Origin of the sequence: Aquimarina rhodophyticola, assembly GCF_042434915.1 — a bacterium.
Classification (GTDB): Bacteria; Bacteroidota; Bacteroidia; order Flavobacteriales; family Flavobacteriaceae; genus Aquimarina.
In genome coordinates this window covers 132,500-149,464 of sequence record NZ_CP170198.1, presented here as the reverse complement: position 1 = coordinate 149,464, position 16,965 = coordinate 132,500, and the positions used below count along the sequence as shown (strand labels likewise).

At 34.7% G+C, this 16,965-nt stretch carries 22 protein-coding genes; 4 read left to right on the top strand and 18 right to left on the bottom strand.

The window, feature by feature from the left end; all coding sequences use genetic code 11:
* Positions 1–40 precede the first annotated feature (40 nt).
* The 8 genes from ACE939_RS00750 to ACE939_RS00715 all read right to left on the bottom strand — a co-directional run bounded on the left by ACE939_RS00750 (position 41) and on the right by ACE939_RS00715 (position 6,451).
* Positions 41–886, bottom strand: a complete 846-nt coding sequence (locus ACE939_RS00750; protein WP_378186861.1) for a DNA adenine methylase — start codon at positions 884–886, stop codon at positions 41–43.
* Positions 886–1,143, bottom strand: a complete 258-nt coding sequence (locus tag ACE939_RS00745; protein ID WP_378186860.1) for a hypothetical protein — start codon at positions 1,141–1,143, stop codon at positions 886–888. The genes ACE939_RS00750 and ACE939_RS00745 overlap by 1 nt, the downstream gene beginning before the upstream one ends.
* Entirely contained in the window at positions 1,140–4,196 is a 3,057-nt protein-coding gene (locus ACE939_RS00740; RefSeq protein WP_378186859.1) for a hypothetical protein, read from the bottom strand. The genes ACE939_RS00745 and ACE939_RS00740 overlap by 4 nt, the downstream gene beginning before the upstream one ends.
* 37 nt (positions 4,197–4,233) lie before the next feature.
* On the bottom strand, positions 4,234–4,584 hold the full coding sequence (locus ACE939_RS00735; protein WP_378186858.1) for a hypothetical protein: 351 nt from the start codon (positions 4,582–4,584) through the stop codon (positions 4,234–4,236).
* Positions 4,585–4,816: 232 nt separating this feature from the next.
* On the bottom strand, positions 4,817–5,041 hold the full coding sequence (locus tag ACE939_RS00730; protein WP_378186857.1) for a hypothetical protein: 225 nt from the start codon (positions 5,039–5,041) through the stop codon (positions 4,817–4,819).
* A gap of 114 nt (positions 5,042–5,155) precedes the next feature.
* Positions 5,156–5,398 (bottom strand): hypothetical protein, encoded by a 243-nt coding sequence (locus tag ACE939_RS00725; RefSeq protein WP_378186856.1) that lies wholly within the window; start codon positions 5,396–5,398, stop codon positions 5,156–5,158.
* Positions 5,395–5,988, bottom strand: coding sequence for a response regulator transcription factor (locus tag ACE939_RS00720; RefSeq protein WP_378186855.1), 594 nt, complete (start codon positions 5,986–5,988; stop codon positions 5,395–5,397). The genes ACE939_RS00725 and ACE939_RS00720 overlap by 4 nt, the downstream gene beginning before the upstream one ends.
* A 190-nt stretch (positions 5,989–6,178) precedes the next feature.
* Positions 6,179–6,451, bottom strand: coding sequence for a hypothetical protein (locus tag ACE939_RS00715; RefSeq protein WP_378186854.1), 273 nt, complete (start codon positions 6,449–6,451; stop codon positions 6,179–6,181).
* Positions 6,452–6,585: 134 nt separating this feature from the next.
* Between ACE939_RS00715 and ACE939_RS00710 the strand changes: the two genes are divergently transcribed.
* Positions 6,586–7,014: a hypothetical protein gene (locus tag ACE939_RS00710; RefSeq protein ID WP_378186853.1), complete on the top strand. Its 429-nt coding sequence runs from the start codon at positions 6,586–6,588 to the stop codon at positions 7,012–7,014.
* Here ACE939_RS00710 and ACE939_RS00705 read toward each other — a convergent pair.
* From ACE939_RS00705 to ACE939_RS00695, 3 genes are read right to left on the bottom strand one after another with little or no spacing between them, the layout of a single operon-like run.
* Positions 7,001–7,204, bottom strand: a complete 204-nt coding sequence (locus tag ACE939_RS00705; RefSeq protein WP_378186852.1) for a hypothetical protein — start codon at positions 7,202–7,204, stop codon at positions 7,001–7,003. The genes ACE939_RS00710 and ACE939_RS00705 overlap by 14 nt on opposite strands.
* A complete protein-coding gene (locus tag ACE939_RS00700; protein ID WP_378186851.1) occupies positions 7,194–7,628 on the bottom strand; it encodes a hypothetical protein in 435 nt (144 codons plus the stop codon). Before ACE939_RS00700 ends, ACE939_RS00705 begins: the two co-directional genes overlap by 11 nt.
* A 43-nt stretch (positions 7,629–7,671) precedes the next feature.
* Positions 7,672–7,896: a hypothetical protein gene (locus ACE939_RS00695; RefSeq protein WP_378186850.1), complete on the bottom strand. Its 225-nt coding sequence runs from the start codon at positions 7,894–7,896 to the stop codon at positions 7,672–7,674.
* A 277-nt stretch (positions 7,897–8,173) separates the two neighbouring features.
* Between ACE939_RS00695 and ACE939_RS00690 the strand changes: the two genes are divergently transcribed.
* A complete protein-coding gene (locus ACE939_RS00690) occupies positions 8,174–8,314 on the top strand; it encodes a hypothetical protein (protein ID WP_378186849.1) in 141 nt (46 codons plus the stop codon).
* Positions 8,315–8,773: 459 nt separating this feature from the next.
* Here ACE939_RS00690 and ACE939_RS00685 read toward each other — a convergent pair whose 3' ends face one another.
* The 4 genes from ACE939_RS00685 to ACE939_RS00670 all read right to left on the bottom strand — a co-directional run bounded on the left by ACE939_RS00685 (position 8,774) and on the right by ACE939_RS00670 (position 12,897).
* A complete protein-coding gene (locus tag ACE939_RS00685) occupies positions 8,774–9,187 on the bottom strand; it encodes a DUF6691 family protein (protein WP_378186848.1) in 414 nt (137 codons plus the stop codon).
* Between the two features lie 2 nt (positions 9,188–9,189).
* Complete coding sequence (locus tag ACE939_RS00680) at positions 9,190–9,747, bottom strand: YeeE/YedE family protein (RefSeq protein WP_378186847.1); 558 nt, start codon at positions 9,745–9,747, stop codon at positions 9,190–9,192.
* 186 nt (positions 9,748–9,933) lie between these two features.
* On the bottom strand, positions 9,934–11,343 hold the full coding sequence (locus ACE939_RS00675; protein ID WP_378186846.1) for a rhodanese-like domain-containing protein: 1,410 nt from the start codon (positions 11,341–11,343) through the stop codon (positions 9,934–9,936).
* Between the two features lie 141 nt (positions 11,344–11,484).
* Positions 11,485–12,897 carry a rhodanese-like domain-containing protein gene (locus tag ACE939_RS00670; protein ID WP_378186845.1) on the bottom strand — a complete coding sequence of 471 codons (1,413 nt, stop codon included), beginning with the start codon at positions 12,895–12,897 and terminating at the stop codon, positions 11,485–11,487.
* A 343-nt stretch (positions 12,898–13,240) separates the two neighbouring features.
* On the opposite strand from ACE939_RS00670, the gene ACE939_RS00665 reads away from it, so the two are divergent.
* Positions 13,241–13,510, top strand: coding sequence for an acylphosphatase (locus ACE939_RS00665; protein ID WP_378186844.1), 270 nt, complete (start codon positions 13,241–13,243; stop codon positions 13,508–13,510).
* Between the two features lie 146 nt (positions 13,511–13,656).
* Here ACE939_RS00665 and ACE939_RS00660 read toward each other — a convergent pair whose 3' ends face one another.
* Both ACE939_RS00660 and ACE939_RS00655 read right to left on the bottom strand, forming a co-directional pair.
* Positions 13,657–14,139 (bottom strand): MepB family protein, encoded by a 483-nt coding sequence (locus ACE939_RS00660; RefSeq protein WP_378186843.1) that lies wholly within the window; start codon positions 14,137–14,139, stop codon positions 13,657–13,659.
* A 131-nt stretch (positions 14,140–14,270) separates the two neighbouring features.
* Positions 14,271–14,783, bottom strand: coding sequence for a VOC family protein (locus ACE939_RS00655; protein WP_378186842.1), 513 nt, complete (start codon positions 14,781–14,783; stop codon positions 14,271–14,273).
* 121 nt (positions 14,784–14,904) lie between these two features.
* Here ACE939_RS00655 and ACE939_RS00650 point away from each other — a divergent pair, with 121 nt between their 5' ends.
* Positions 14,905–15,216, top strand: coding sequence for a winged helix-turn-helix transcriptional regulator (locus tag ACE939_RS00650; RefSeq protein ID WP_378186841.1), 312 nt, complete (start codon positions 14,905–14,907; stop codon positions 15,214–15,216).
* 213 nt (positions 15,217–15,429) lie between these two features.
* On the opposite strand, the gene ACE939_RS00645 is transcribed toward ACE939_RS00650, so the two are convergent.
* The gene (locus ACE939_RS00645; protein ID WP_378186840.1) at positions 15,430–16,647 is read right to left on the bottom strand and encodes an SDR family oxidoreductase; all 1,218 of its coding nucleotides are present in this window, start codon (positions 16,645–16,647) and stop codon (positions 15,430–15,432) included.
* Positions 16,648–16,965 lie beyond the last annotated feature (318 nt).

Here is a 16,965-nt window from a genome sequence, read left to right as displayed (position 1 = left end):
ATTCTGTTGTTAATAGTCATGTGTGTGAAAATTTTCATGATTAAAATAGTTTTAGTTGTGATTTTTTAGTTTTACTATAAGGATAATTGAACCAGATACACTCCTCAACCTTACCTGATCTTATATTGTTCAATTTTGACGGGAACTTTATAAAATTCCATTCGCTATACAATTCGCGCATTAATCCGCAGTCGTAACCCGATATCATAGCCATACCCTTCACTTTCTGTAATCTTGTAGCTAAATCGATGTGATCCTTATCAGTGAACTCGTGCTTATAGTCATTTTTCGACTTTCTGCTCTGAAGGGGATATGGAGGGTCGCAATAGAAAAATGCTTCTTCAAAATCAATCTTATTAATTACCTCGGCATATGAAAAGTTGGTAATCTGGAATTCTGATGTAATTGCTCTGGCCACGTCCTTGAGTTTTACAATACCATTAGTAAATCTTGAAACCGTTTCACCTCCTTTACAATTAACCTGAGTTTTAGCCATGTGCCAACCCTTGTTCCTACGTTGCAGACCTAAACCGAAAAATGACTGTCTTGCACGTACATAAAACCGTCTTGCGCGTTCTATAGGATCTGGATGCCAGAAATAACAGTTGTTGTATTCTTCAAGTGATACTGGAGTTAATTCTAAAAGTGTTACTAATTTTTCTTCATAATCACGCAGCACTCTAAAGAAATTAACGACCTCTTGATTAAGATCATTCGCTGTTTTGATCACTTTACCTTGATAGTTAATAGAAACAACAAATGAGCCGCCGAATACATCCACTAAATGTTTGAAATCTTTAGGAAAATAGGCATATAGTTGATCTATCCAACTAAATTTACCTCCGAAGTAATTAAATGCTATGAGTTTGTTTTGGTTACCTGACATTATTGAAATACTTTTTTAATTATTTTATTAGCGATTTTGATTTTTGCTTTGGTTAGCTCTCGTTTTCTGTATTGATTTAAAAGTTTTGGGGTGGTTTTTATGTTGAGTACCGGATCGGTTTCTTGGTTAAACACATATATGCCTTTGGGGATTACTGCTGCTTTGGGATCTGTTACCACAATCAACTCTTTGCCATATTCATGGCAAGTAGTGACTGTGATATCAAAGTGCTGCAGTATTTTTTCCCAAGGTTTCATTCGGTGGCATCAAAGGGGTTTTCTTCATCTTTTATAGACTGATCTTCTTTTAAAATTTTATCGTACAGATCGGGTGGCACAAACATCTCAATGTACTCTTTGCCACCTGTTTTAATATCCCCACCATCGGCACTTGGATTATATTTCCATCCTTTAAAGTGAGCATATTTTCTAAGCTTATCTTTAAACTTGTTTATCTTGGTCCACTTATCTTCTTGTGGGTATACGTTGAGAAATCCATCACCATGTATACGGTGATCCGGAGTACCCTTATCAACCTTCCACATATTAAATTTGAGTACTCTGCAGTTAATGTTATCTGGTCGGGCAAAGTAGACATTTGCCCAGTCAAGAAAAGTTTCACCAAGATCTTGTCTTAGTTTACGCATATTGAGTTCCTCTTGCGGAGCCTCGATAATACCATGCTTAAAATATAGGTGCAAACACAGAGCAGCCATGTTGTATGTGAGATTATGTTGATCATTATCCCACTCATCAAAAAACAATACTCCAAAGTCATGAATTGGCTTATGCTTGTTATTATACCAGTCGCTAAACCCTAGTAATATCTGTCGGTCTTCAAAAGATCCGCCATCACCTTTGAGCGCGTGATTCGTGGTGATGTAAAATTTTTGTGGGAGATGGGATGGTAAGGTTTGTTTACCAAATCCTTTTTTCTCTACTGTAAATTTGCCAGTGATATGTGGGAACAATGCTTCGAGATCAAAATTTAATCGCACATCATCAATAAATACACACTCGGTACGCTCATCTACTTCTTCAAAAATAAAACGATCCTCTACTAAATCTCTTTTTTTACCAGGTATGGTGACTGTGGGTATTAAATGCTCTAACAACATACCAATGATCGACTTACCACTACGCCCGTTGGAGGCACCAACTTCGCTCATTTTAGCATCCATACCGATCACGGCTTTTTGCATATTTGCATTGCGATAACGATGCAGCATATAGCCGATAGCTGTTAATTTGGAAAGTAGGTGTCTAGTGGTGTGAAAAATCTCATCATATGCATACTCTGTAATCGGTTTTTTGGAAAAGCGGCAAGTGTTAAACAGAAATTGTAACATATGTGAACGCTCCCCATCTTGGGAAAAATCAATAGTATACTCGCCTATAAAATTTTTAAGTTCTGGATTCTCCTTGGCATCTGCGGGCGTAAGTTTGTGAACTTCTTTAAGTAAAGGTGGTAACTGTGTAGGTTCAAAATCACGCAGCTTATCCTTCCATACATCACCTTCAATTTCTTTGAGCGGAGTTTCTTCAATACCCGCGTCAGTGATTTTCCAATAACAATTTTTAAAATACAGGTATTGAATGGCCTTGCCTGGCAAGTGTAAGTTGAGATCGTTAAACTCTAAGTTACTTAAACTGTCCTGACCCAAATATCTGGTACCACCAGAATATAACATGTTCTCTACTGCTTCCTGATTAATGTTATATTTAGTGAAATCAATTACGTAATCCTTGATCTGGCCAGCATCTACTTCGGCCACAATATTATCTTCTTTTTTTATCCAAATCCATTTTCCTTTGCCTACATGGTACCTACCAAATCCTCGATTTTGTAAAAAAGTGTAGCAGCGCTTATAATTAAATGAGTATTTATCACCCGTTTTTGACTTTTCTGTATTCCAGTAAGTCTCATGATCTAAGAGCGGTTGTGCCAGTACGATCTCACCATCGGTAATTCGATACTTTACCTTGCCATATTTAAACTCTGGTAGTTTGCTTAGTTCATCTTTATAATGGTTAATAAAGCTGTCTTTATTTTGTAAGTGCCAATACTCTAGCAATTGGTAATCGCTACGTGTTGTGATATCTCTAAAGGTTAACCATTTGCCATCTCCAGCTGGATCCACAATTGCCTTCTCACATAACGGCTGTAGTGAATCCTCTTTACCACGCAGTGAGTTATTGAGTAAATCATCAATACCTTTATCTCCTTCTGGATTATTGTTTATTGTGGCAAAAAGTATCTTGAGATAGATATCATTGTTAGTAAAGGCATAAAAGTGATTTCTAAAGTTAAGTACCGCCCTATAAAACGAACGTGGTCGCATATCGGCAGCGTTATTACTATCGATTTTACCACTTAGGTGATCCCAGTCTTCATCTAAAACAAATACTACATTTTCTACCTTACATTTTTTGATAATCGCTTCAAACTCGGCAGGTAATCGTTTGTTGTATGCGATGTTATGAATCCCCATAACACCCACAGACATCATTTTGTGTTTGGTAGCTTTTTCAGCTTTCTTTTCACCCTCTTGCAGATATAAAGTTTTAATCACTGCACCTCGAGCATACTTGTTACGTATCGCTTGTGGTATGTAGATTTTACTCTCACTACCATAGGGCGACATATACTTGGCAGGTTTTCCATTTTTGTCTTTATGCAGCTCAGGGTTTTGAAATCTAATACGTCTAAATGGTAATTGTTTACCAGTAGGTTTGCCAGCGCGATCCTTACGGTAATAATACATTTGTCTACCTTCAAGATCATAGTAGTCAATGATCATATCATCCCCATAGATGATCTGCCAACGCTCATCCTTGGCACCACTATACATGGTTGGCTTTTCTTTGCGAGTCTCTGGATCTACATACACCATTGCGGTTATATCCTCTGTGGTAAGGCCGCTATCATGTAGTTGGTTGGCGCAGAATGTATGTGTGCTATTCTCGAGCGCTTTTTTTGTGCGAGTAGCTTTCTTTTTTTTGATGTGTGCAGGAGGAGTGAGTGAAATATTTTCTATAATTGCGAGATTCTCTAACGCCTCGGGATACTCGTTGCCATGAAACTTCATTAAATAATCGACAGGCTTCTTAGCACTTACCCCGCAAGAAAAACAGGATACAATATCTTTTGCTTTGCTATATTCTAGCTTGTCTTTTTTAAGACATAAGGGACACTCGTATGCTAGCTGTGATCCTTTTGTTTTGGGATTTGATCGATACGAATTAAGTGTATTCTCGAGGGTAGCCTTATCTAGTATTTGTTGCTTTATGTCGTCGTTGATATAAGCCATTATGTATTGTCAGTTTTTAAAGGATATATGGTAGGCTTTATTTATTATTGTGTAATGATTTGAGTTGATCTCTTAAGGCTGCTGCCTTGATATAATCCTCATCGTGCTCGGCTTTTTTAAGGGTGCGTTGTAATGCTTCTTTTTCGGTGAGTTCATCGAAAACCACAACATCTCCTACTTTCCCAAAAATCTGTTCGGCACACCCATATACTGAAGATTGCCTATGGATTGTGTGACTAATTGCGGCATCAAACGCTTTAGAAAGTTCTTGCATCGCGATACTCGCAGCTCTTAGCTTCGCCTCAATAATCCTACGTTCCCGTCTGCGGCTTTTTACCTGTTCAATTCCAAACTTTATATCTTCTATAAATACTTTGATCTTTTTCATCGGTTATGATTTTTAAGGTTTTGATATTCGCATACTGCTTGTATGATTGCTTGCGGTAGGTTAAACCAGCTTAACAGCGATTCTGCAAAGTATTGGCAGTAGTGTCTTAATTTTAAAGGATTAGTTGCTAATTCGTCCTTGGATCTCATATCTATAAAAATCCATCGTATTGTTAAAAGTTGGAGAAATAAGCTGATAACAAAACCAACTAGATACATATAAAGCGTATATATCATAAGTTCTTTTTTTTTAATGAAAGTTTGATGTCATTAGCAATAATATAGACACCTAGCCAGCTTGTTAACCCTATGTATTCGGGAAAATATGGGTTATCAATAAGCGCTACACGACGCGTAAGTTTATTGAGCTTAGTTAATCTAGCATCGATTACCAACAGTATGTAGGAAAGTATAATACCAGAGAGGTAAGTAAAAAATAGTACGTATAGTAATATCATCTCTTTAAGAATTTGTTGTAATACTGGATTACGGTTAATGACTCTGGACTTACTTGCTGAGCTTTAGAGTCTTGCAATAAAAGATCAATCTTATGCTGTAGCTTTGCATTTTTTTTATTGTAGCGGTCTCTCTTTTTGATTGCCTGGATATGATCCAAGTCGTATAGGGTCATGGACCTCGATCTCGTTGATTTTTGCTTTATGATACTCATCATCTAAATCTTTAATTGTTTTTTGATACTTAGGTTCTAATATGGCTCTATCAGATGCATCAAATATTTCGCTCTTTTGCAATTGGTCCAATTGGGCTTTGGCTCTGTTAAGCTCTGAGATTACTTGCTCTAATGATCTTGTCATGACATTGGTATATTTTCGGTCATAGCTTTTTTAATAAGGCCAACCTTGGATTGCACATTTATTTTTTTGAATAGATTTTTTTTATGAAATCCTAAGGTAGAGAGGGTTATGCCCAAAGAATCGGCTATGCACTTATCGGTAAGTTCATTAGCAACCATATCAATAATATAAATATCCCGAGGTGTTAGGACTGCGCCATCAATAGTGATGTTTTTACTTTTAAAATTGAGGGATGGACAGTTTATTTTATCTCTAAAATTTTCTGCAGGTTGTAAAACTCCATTAATCATATCCGGCTTGTAATCCAGATCCCCGTAGCAGTAGTAGGTGTAAAGTTCTACTTGTGCAACACTGTCTCTTGAAACAGTTTTAAGATAGTGACAAGCAGTGATATCTCTACGATATGCATTGTATAGCGTTATAAAATGTTTCGGATGTAATTGGTTAAAATCAAATACATTACCGTTTTGAATATATTTAACCTGCTTGGTAGATCTTATCCCAAAAAACTCGATACTATCATCTGTACTTAGAATACCTGCGATGATGTCTTGTGAGGGTGATAAATTGTTGCTACTTTTGAAATTCATGATAATTAGAAGTTTAAAGAATTAATTATTATGGTCACCCGTAGTTACAGCTACGGGTTTTTTATTAATGCTTGTTGGATGATAAATAAGGTGTAAGTATGAATCAATAGAGTAAGCAGGAGCAGTAAAAAAATGACCAAAAAAACTACTCGCTGCTTATCTATTTTTATAAGGGGTAATCGACAACTCATTAAGCAACATTTTTTGATTGTTCTACAAAATTGTCACGAAATACCTTTTCATCCCTCTGCCGGTTTAACTCATCATAGGCGTATTTAAAAATCACACCTTCGATATCTTTGTTTTCACGAGTACCGTTAACGATATGGGATATTGCTTGTCTAGTATGATATTTGTCTTGTGAATTTTTGACACCCATACTTTTTAAATGGTCTGCAATTTTTCTATTGAAATTACTTCCCAAAATCCGCTCTATGCTTTCTTTTTCTTGTGCCGTTATCATAGTTATCTACGAGTTGTGTGATTTATAATCTGGTTTTATTTACTTTTGTTTACGACTTGTTGTCGTTTTGTTTACACAATAATACAATCAATTTACTGTATAAGCAAGTATTTTTACATTTAATTTACTGTAGTATGAAACCAATTGACCGTTTAGAACAATTTATAAAGCATAAAGGACTTAGTCTCAATAAGTTTGACGTAAGCATAGGAAGGACTGGCGGGTATACAGGTAGACAAATAAAGAATAAAGCTTCAATTGGCACAGATATAATACAGGAAATTTCCTGTATTTATAAGGAACTAGATATACACTGGTTAATCACTGGAGAAGGCGATATGCTACGAGAAGACGCAACAAAACAAAAAACCATCGATGAGATGATCGATGATCGTATGGACGATAAGGCTGAGGATATTATGGGTGAAGTACATAAAGAAATTAGCTCCGTACGCAAAGAACTTATGTTACTCGCTAAGGCTTTTACAGAGAATCGTATATCTGATATAGAGCAGACTATAAACAGAGAAAAAGAATCTAATAATAAAACTAATCAGAATTAGGTTTAATTAAGGCGTCCAGACCTTTTTGGTTGTTTAAAGATTCTTCTTCCATATAAGTATCAAAAATATAATTATCAATATCCTTTAATACTTCTTTCCATTCATCTTTGTGATGTTTATCCTTGCCCGTATTGCGCATAGATAGTGATGTCAATTTTATAAAAATAGATGAGGAGTCTTTATTTACCATGCGATTGCCTTTCTGAGTTAATACTTGCAATTTTATCCTCTACATACTTCCTTAGATCCAAAATTTTAGTTTGATCATTTAATTTTCTAGAGATCATAATCATGATAGCAACTATTGGTATTATGATCGGTAATGAGTACCAAAAATCATAATTATCAATGTACTCTAAATGTTGATTAATTACTCCCGATAATTGAAACAAAAACATACTGAAAGGCACTAGTATTGCGTATCGCCACCACTGGGTAGCTGTAAAAAACCACATTGTTGTGATAAGACATAACGTGATTTTAGTAAATAAGGCATGTACCGCACCTATTACTGTACCAAAACCACCGCTTTGTACAACCATAAATCCAAGATCCCAACTCTCTGCTTTTGGCGCAAATCTGTATATATAAAACAAAAAAGGAGTAACAATCAATATAATACTGATTATTACTCCTTTAATAAATGCTGAATGAAGTTTACCCGTTATCCGGAACTTCGTAGTCCTCCTTGTCGATTGTACTTGTGGAGAGTGTATTTGGCTTTTCTGTTGTAAGCCCGTTAGGAGGAACTTCATAGTCTTCTTTATCAATACTGGTTGAATCAAACTGTAAGATTTCTTCATTCTCTTCTAAACTTGTATCAGAACATGAAGTGAAGGCTACTGCAGCAATTACTAAAAATACTGTGGTTAATTTTTTCATATCTATATGTTTTATACATACTAATATAATCAACTAATTAAGACACAACACTCTTAAATTAAATAAACTGCATATCACAACGTGACTGATATGATTTTTTTTGTTACCGGGGTAGATAATAAATGCATGAATATAAGACCAAGATACATACAAACCTTAATAAGTTGTCTGCGGTTTTACCGCAAAACTTCGCCGTCTAAACAAAACATATATCCTATAGTGTTTACTTAGGATTTTTGATATATTTGTATACAGAACGTATACAAAACGTAAACTAATGGGTTTTATAAAACATACAAAAGAGGAGCTTACCCAATCTAAGGAGGTACAAAACCTATTGGATCTTACATTTGTAGAGAGTAAGCTTATTAAATCAGAGGATAAATTGGACATGGTTGTCCCAACAACTACCCAATAAAAATATAAATGCTTGATTATTAATTGGATAAAAACAATTTCAAATCCTGCCGAGGTCACTAAAAGGGAACTTTCAAAATTAGTTTGAAAGTTCCCTTTTTATTTTCAGCTTATATACTTCGCTTGAGCGATTACAAAAAGGTATTTTAGAAATCATATTGAAAGTCTTATAAATGACTTATACCTATTGTTTTTACTTCTCTTTTATTCTCTTGGATCTATTTCTGTTACTTAGTTTGTAGCAAATCAATTCATTTAAAACTCTCTTGTATCGTTTAATAAAAAAAGCTATTAAAAACATCACAACTCGACTAAAAAATCTAGTTCTAACCCTTTTAATAGCTTTCAATTAGAATTACAAAAAGTAATCTGCGCTATAGTTCTTCTCTACTTAGTGTGCACAATAATAACCGTTTACTAATCAAATCAATAGCTGCGAGTTACTTTAAATAAAATATGCTTAGTGAGGTAACTTATCTTTTAATATACCATAAAGAAAAGTCCCTACAATAGAAGCAACGATTACAATTAAAATGGGTACATATCCAGCTCCAACTAATGTAAACATTGGTCCTGGACAAGCTCCTGCTAATGCCCAACCTAAACCAAATATAATTCCACCAAACATATAACGACTAAAGCTTTTGGCTTTTGGAGTAAATTGAATTTTTTCGCCATAAAAAGATTTAATTTTAAAACTCTTTATTGCTTGTACTACGATAATACCAATTATAAGTGCAGAACCTATAATTCCGTACATGTGGAATGCGTCAAATTTGAACATTTCATAAATACGAAACCATGAGGCGGCTTCGGATTTAAACATTGTGATCCCAAAAAGGATTCCGATACCTAAATATATAAGTGTTCTCATAATTAAAATATTAAAGGAAAAAGAAAATGAATCATTATTAGACCTCCTATAAAGAAACCTATTACTGCAATGAGTGATGGCAATTGTAAATCACTTAATCCAGATATCGCGTGTCCCGAAGTACAACCTCCGGCATATCTTGCTCCAAAACCTACCAAAACCCCACCAATAGTAAGGATTAAAATTGTTTTAAAACTAAGTAAGGACTGAGTATCAAACAACTCGTTAGGCAAATAGGATTTTCCTGCACTGTTAAATCCAAGTTCGCTTAAATCCATTATAGTTTCTGGGTTTATAGCCACCGCCATATCTATTGTCAAAAAATGAGACCCAATAAATCCCCCGATCACAGCTCCAAGAATAACTATCAAATTCCATTTTTGAGATCTCCATTCAAAATTAAAAAAGTCTGCTTTATTACCTGCTCCACAAATAGTACACATGGTTCTAAGGTTAGCAGACATTCCGAAATTTTTACCTACCATAAGCAGTAAAAACATAACAAAAGCAATCATTGGGCCTGATATATACCAAGGCCAAGGTTCGTAAATCCAGTTCATATTTATATTTATTTTTCACAAAGAAAAGCTATCCCTTACAATTTTCATGTAACCTAGGTTACTGAAGAAAAGTTTTTATAAAAAATCACACGAAATATCAAGAAAAATTTAAATCTCCCCCTGCTATAGGGTTAAGAGTAACATTTACCATTGATTTTGATTTAAATTTTTCATAGTTCTCGATTTTTAAAGTGTTGAAGGGCAAACATAATCAGTCGCAGGTACTCCTGCTTCTTTTATGGCTTTAAAACCACCCTTTACGTCAATTAAATTATGGATGCCACGACTTTTTAAAATGGAAGAAGCAATCATACTTCTATAACCTCCTGCACAGTGTACAAAGAAAGGTTTGTCCTCAGGAAATTCTGCTAAATGATTGTTCAAGAAATCCAGAGGTGTGTTGTTTGCATCTATTACGTGCTCTGACAAATACTCACTCTCCTTACGAACATCAAATACAGGTAGTTTTTCATCTTCAAGGTCATTCTTGAATTGTGTAGCCGTTACAGAACTTACTACGTCATATTCTTTAGCTGCCTTTTTCCAAGCTTCAAACCCGCCTTTTAAGTAACCCAATGTATTGTCAAAACCTACGCGAGAAAGTCTTGTAACAGCTTCTTCTTCTCGACCTTCATCAGTAACTAAAAGTATAGGTTGTTTTACATCTGCAACTAAGGCACCAACCCAAGGTGCAAAACTACCATCTAAACCTATAAATATTGATCGAGGAATATGTCCTTTTGCAAAATCGTCTTGATGTCTAACATCCAAGACAACTGCTCCTGTTTCATTTGCAGCGGCTTCGAATGCATCTGGTGATAATGCTTGTGTGCCTCTTCTTAATACTTCTTCAATATCAGTATATCCTTCTTTATTCAGCCTAACATTTGCTGGAAAGTATTGAGGCGGGGGCAACAAACCATCTATGACCTCGGCAATGAATTCTTCTTTGGTCATGTCTGCACGTAGTGCATAATTCATTTGCTTTTGATTACCTAAGGTATCCACAGTTTCTTTCATCATGTTTTTTCCACAAGCAGAACCTGCGCCGTGAGCTGGATAGACAATAACATCATCTGCAAGAGGCATTATTTTTTTGCGTAAGCTATCATATAAAAATCCTGCTAAGTCTCGTTCTGTTAAAACACCCATTTTTTGAGCTAGATCTGGTCTCCCTACGTCTCCCAAGAACAATGTATCTCCACTAAAAATGGCATAATCTTTCTCATTTTCATCTCTTAATAAATAGGTGGTACTTTCCATGGTATGACCTGGCGTGTGTAAAGCGATAATGGTTACATCTCCTACTTTGAACTCTTGACCATCTGTAGCAATAATAGCATCAAAAGAAGGATTTGCATTAGGACCATAGATAATCGGTGCTCCTGTTTCTTTTGCAAGAGTCACATGTCCACTCACGAAATCTGCGTGAAAATGTGTTTCAAAAATATATTTAATTTTTGCTTTATTGATTTTGGCTCTATTTACATAGGGTGTTACCTCTCTCAACGGATCGATAATGGCAACCTCGCCATTACTCTCGATGTAATAGGCACCTTGTGCTAGGCAACCCGTATAGATTTGTTCAACGTTCATATTTTCTGTTTTTAATTCTATGATGTAAAAGTATCTAGTTTTCAAAAACATAACAGTAACTTAAGTTACACAGAGTTAAATTAAGCAAAACTCGTATCCATTCTTAGAGATCCGAGTTATTGCTAAATTTAAAAATAGTAGTTATAATAATGTGGTAGGGCATACATATGCTGATTTTGGAACTTTCGTTTCTGAAATAGCTTTAAACCCTCCTATAACGTCTTCAAAATTGTCCCAACCTCGTTGTTTGAGAATTGCTGCAGCTATCATACTTCTATAACCTCCTGCGCAATGAATAACAAAAGGCTTATTCTTAGGAAATTGAGATAGATGCTGATTAATTTCATTTAAAGGTATGTTGACAGCATCAATTACATGTTCAGATTGATATTCACTTTTCTTACGTACATCTATCACTAATGGCTTATGATTCTTATACTCTTTTTCAAATTCTGAAGATGTGATACGGTCTATAGTCTCAATATCCTTACCGAGTTCTTGCCAAGATGTAAATCCACCTTTTAAGTATCCAACAGTATAGTCATAACCTACTCTAGATAATCGTGTAATTGCCTCTTCTTGCTTACCAGCATCAGTGATTAAAAGTATTGGTTGCTTTATATCTGGGATCATTTCTCCTACCCATTGAGCAAAGTTACCATCTAAACCTATATTGATACTATTAGGAATAAAACCTTTGGCAAAATCATTAGCATCACGCGTATCGAGCATTAGCGCTCCAGTTTCATTTGCTATTAACTCAAACTCGTCGGGAGTTAACGCTTTTGTAGCCCTATCCATTATAGTATCAAGACTTTCATATCCTCTGATATTCATCAATACATTTTGAGGAAAATATCCTGGAGGTGCGGTGAGACCTGTTAAAAGAGCTTTAATAAATTCTTGTTTGGTCATATCTTGTAACGCATAGTTAGTCTTTTTTTGATTTCCTAGCGTGTCTGTTGTTTCTTTACTCATCATTTTACCGCAAGCTGATCCTGCCCCATGATTAGGATATACTATTAAATCATCACTTAAGGGCATAATCTTATTTCTAAGAGAATCATATAAGTAACCAGCTAACTTTTCTTCTGTTAAGTCTGAGACAACGTGTTGTGCTAAGTCGGGACGCCCAACATCTCCAATAAATAAAGTATCTCCAGTAATAATACCATGTTCTTTATTGTTTTCATCGATTAGTAGGTATGTAGTACTTTCCATTGTATGGCCTGGCGTGTGGATTACTTTAACCTTGTATGCACCAACCTCAAATAACTGACCATCGCTGGCTATTGTTGCTGGATATGCTGGCTTGGCTCCTGGACCAAATACAATTTCTGAACCTGCTTTTTTATGTAAATCTAAATGTCCACTTACGAAGTCTGCATGAAAATGTGTTTCAAATACGTACTTTATTGTTGCATTATCTATTTGAGCACGATCTATATATGGCTTAACTTCGCGTAGCGGATCAAAAACTGCCGCCACACCGTTGCTTTCAATATAATAAGCTGCATGAGCTATACATCCTGTATAAATTTGTTCTACTTTCATTTTGATTAAATTTTATTTTTAAACACTATAAAAATAATTAGTAATCATTTTTTGATCAGTGACTTATGTCACACAAGAAAGTTTTCATTGTAAACAATGATATTTATCATAAAAATGGGTTGCTATCAATACGGTACAACTACATAAAAGAGCTATATACACTCCCGATGTAGTTGATTTTACCCAAACCTTTTATTGATTCTAAGCATTCTAATTCCCACAAAATATTACAAGACTACATAGCACCTTTATAAGTATTAATTGTAGTTTGTAAAAAATAGATTAACATGAATTTAAAAATATCTCAAAAGATTTTCTATTACTTTACAGCTAATATTATTCTATGCTTCATTACTCAATAATCGTATCTGGAAAAGTGCAAGGTGTTTGGTATCGAAAGAGCACTTTAGAAAAAGCCAACGAACTTACTATTTATGGATTTGTAAAAAATTTGGCAAATGGCTCTGTTTATATCGAAGCTGAAGGCTCTGAGGAACAGCTTGCTCAATTGTTAGCATGGTGTGCCATAGGTCCAGAATTTGCAAATGTCCTACAAGTTACGCACACTATTGGTTCACTTAAACATTTTGAGGGGTTCAAAATCATATCATAACTATAGGTAAACTTGTCAAAAGAAGAATGAATGATCTAAGCTGACAGATACCCACTTTATAAACACCTAATTGCAATGTGCACAACCCCTTTCTTTGAAGTTCCAAATTATAAAAAAAGTACATTTGATTTAGTATAATTATTTGCTTATAGATGATATAAAGCTTTCACTCTTCTCTTCCAGTTTTCTTCATACAACTTAAAAAAATAGTTGAGTTGCCATTGTTGCGTTCCTATCGCTTGTTTGCTGGTAGGAGTATCCCATGATGGATATACCCTAAAACCTCTTTTACCCTCTTTTGATGAACTGGCTACGATTCCTTTTTCAATCAACACAGCTTTAGGAAAAACAAATTGCCCCATGGCATTTTTAGTTTCTACATTAACAATATAAGCATCAAAGCGATCACTTTCACTAAATGGTTCTGTCAAACCTGTTGTGCTACGCTTCCAAAAAGTTACAAACTGCCCAACCTTTTTAGGTGTTATTTTCGCATTTCTAGAAATGATCTTTACATTTCCTAATTCAAATTGACAAGCTTTGTACTTTTGACTTTCATTCTCGATACTATAGTTGTTTATTGGTAATTTAGCAGGATCGAATACCTCTTTTATTATGTGTTGTTGCATTGTATTCACAGTAATTATTTACCTACCTAAAAGGCGCATACCATAGTATACCAATTAATGCGTAAGCTAAGGATAAGTTCGACTATATCAAATCATATATTTCAACAACAACGCACTTTGCTGTAACATCACTAACCAGAATAGGCTCCAGAAGAATAGGTCAACTCGTAACTATGTGTGTAGATTTCGAATACAATACCAAAGGGATCTTCGACATAACACATTTTAAAAGGTTTCTCATTTGGATAATAGGAGCGTATTGGCATACGTTGTTTACCTCCATTGGCTACGATTTTATCAACGAGTTCTTCAATATTAGGATCTTGAATACAAAAATGGAATAACCCTGTGGCAAATGGATTAAATGCAGCAGCATCTTTTGGTTTGTTCTGAAAAGAAAATAATTCGACTCCGATTCCATCAGAAGTAGCAAGATGTGCTATTTCAAAATTGTTCCAGTCTTCTCCAAAAACATCAATACACATTTGACCAATAGCTGTTTCCTTTTCTTTTTTTACTATCGAGGGCTCCATAATAGTATACCAACCCATTACATCTGTATAAAATTTGACGGCTTTATAAATATCAGGTACCGTTATCCCAATATGCGAAAAAGATTTTGGATATGTTTTAGTTGCTTTCATGATTTATAAATTTATATTGCAAAAATAAGCTATAACACACAGTCAAACAATACCTTACCTAATCATTAGATACGTACCAAAAGGAGTACTATGCACGTTATGAAACATTTAAAAACCTAAGATGAGCAAAAATAATTACTGTCCCTTACATTATACGATGAACTTAATTGGTACTAAATGGAAACCTTTACTTCTATTTCATCTTTTAGAGCAACCGCTTCGCTCTGGAGTTTTACAGAAACAGGTGGGCACTATTTCGCATATAATGTTTACACAGTCTGTACGAGAATTAGAACGTGACGGACTTGTTGAACGTAAAGTTTTTGCAAGCGTTCCGCCTAAGGTAGAATACACTTTATCCACAAAAGGACGCTCTTTGGAGTCAATTTTGAGAAGTTTGGATGCATGGGGTGCTGAGCATTTTGCGAAATAAGCACAACCTAACTATGCATAATCTTAGCAATTCAATTTACTTGAGCCTTTAAAGTCCTAACAGTATAACAGACAAAAAAATAACGTGTACTTGTAGAAAAAAATTCTAAAAAGTACACGTTACGTACAATCTAGGCTAGTAATCGTTTTACTGCATATCTTTGTAGCAAAAAAATTTTACTGTCCTACTATGATCTAAAAATGGATACTATCCTTAAGCCGTTTCTGGTACAGCAAGCTTAATCCCAAAATTCTTAGACTTTGCATAGGACACTAGGTGTGCTAAGTTTTCATCATTTATTTTTGGACACTCCAAATTTAATTTTTTATAAAGATCCTGTAAATTATCTGTTTTAAAATAAATTGGATCCTGCACTAGATACCCAGTAAAAATAGCACCAACTGTAGCATAATAGTGTTGTTCAAAAGGGTTTGGATCTGTTGGGATAGCCTTCACAAATGAAAAATCAGTGACCGCAATATCTTTAAGGAGATTTGTCAAGAAATATTCATGAGGCGTTTCTTCTTCTCCTACCAAATGAAAATTTTGACCTGCTATATTATGCTTACATACATTATATAATACTTTGGCTGCAAAATCAACGGGTACAATATTGATACCTGCATTTTTATTGATAGCTATTCGTATATCAGAAGCAATTTCTTCGGTATATAAATTTTCAACATTTTGCAATTTTGGAAGTTTCCATTTTAAAAAATATGCAACCCAACCATAAAACACGTCAAACTTATTTATAGCTCCTTTTTTCTGTTCTAACAAGCGTCCAGAAATGGTTGAAGGTCTAAAAATTCTGTATCGTATGCCTGTTTTTTTTGCGAACTCATGAACTAATAGTTCACCCTCGAGCTTACTCTTTTCATAAGGATTTCTAAACTCTTGATCCATGTTGGTATAATCTGGCTCAATCGCTCCATAAGTTTTTCCGCAAGCGTATGCTGTACTCACATAACTAAACTCTTTGACCTCTAGTTTTGACACTAATTCTAGAATCTTGGAGGTTCCCATTACATTCGTTGCATGAAGTCTTTGTACTGTCTTATCATCAGTCCTAAAACTAGTCGCAGCTGCAATATGAAGAAAATGGTCAATTTGTACGTTCGTAAGCTTTGCTAAAGCATCGGTACCGATTAATTCATCTCCCGATAAATTTATATCGAGATACGATACATTAGTAGCATTAAATGATTTTACCTTGCGCATACTCTCAGAATCCAACATTAGATAGTCTTTACCATCAGTTGTTAAAATATCTTCGATACGCTTTGATAGAGAATTCTCTTTAGAAGAACGACCTAAAATAAAAATTTTAAGAGCGTCAAGATCACTCATATGATCTTTAATGATTTCAAAAAAAACATGTCTTCCTAAATGTCCTGTGATGCCGGTTAATACAAATGTGTTTGATTTCATTGTAAGTTTGATAAAATTAATTGTTTGTTATAGGGGTACTCTTTTTATGGTATTATCCTTGTAATAAACGATCGATTTTAAAAAATCTTATATTTTCAAATAATTAAAATGAGACTACTTCAATAGCCAAAACACCTATTCCACAAGGGTACACATCTTAGGGTTAGTAATAAATTATTATAACTGATAGAAAAACTTTGAGTTAGCATATGTAAACTTGTAAACCAGTAGATGCTATCATGCGCATTTTATAAGTAGATTTTTTTAAAAAAAAGGAGCATTTTATGATACAGTATATAGGTACAACTACCCTTAACT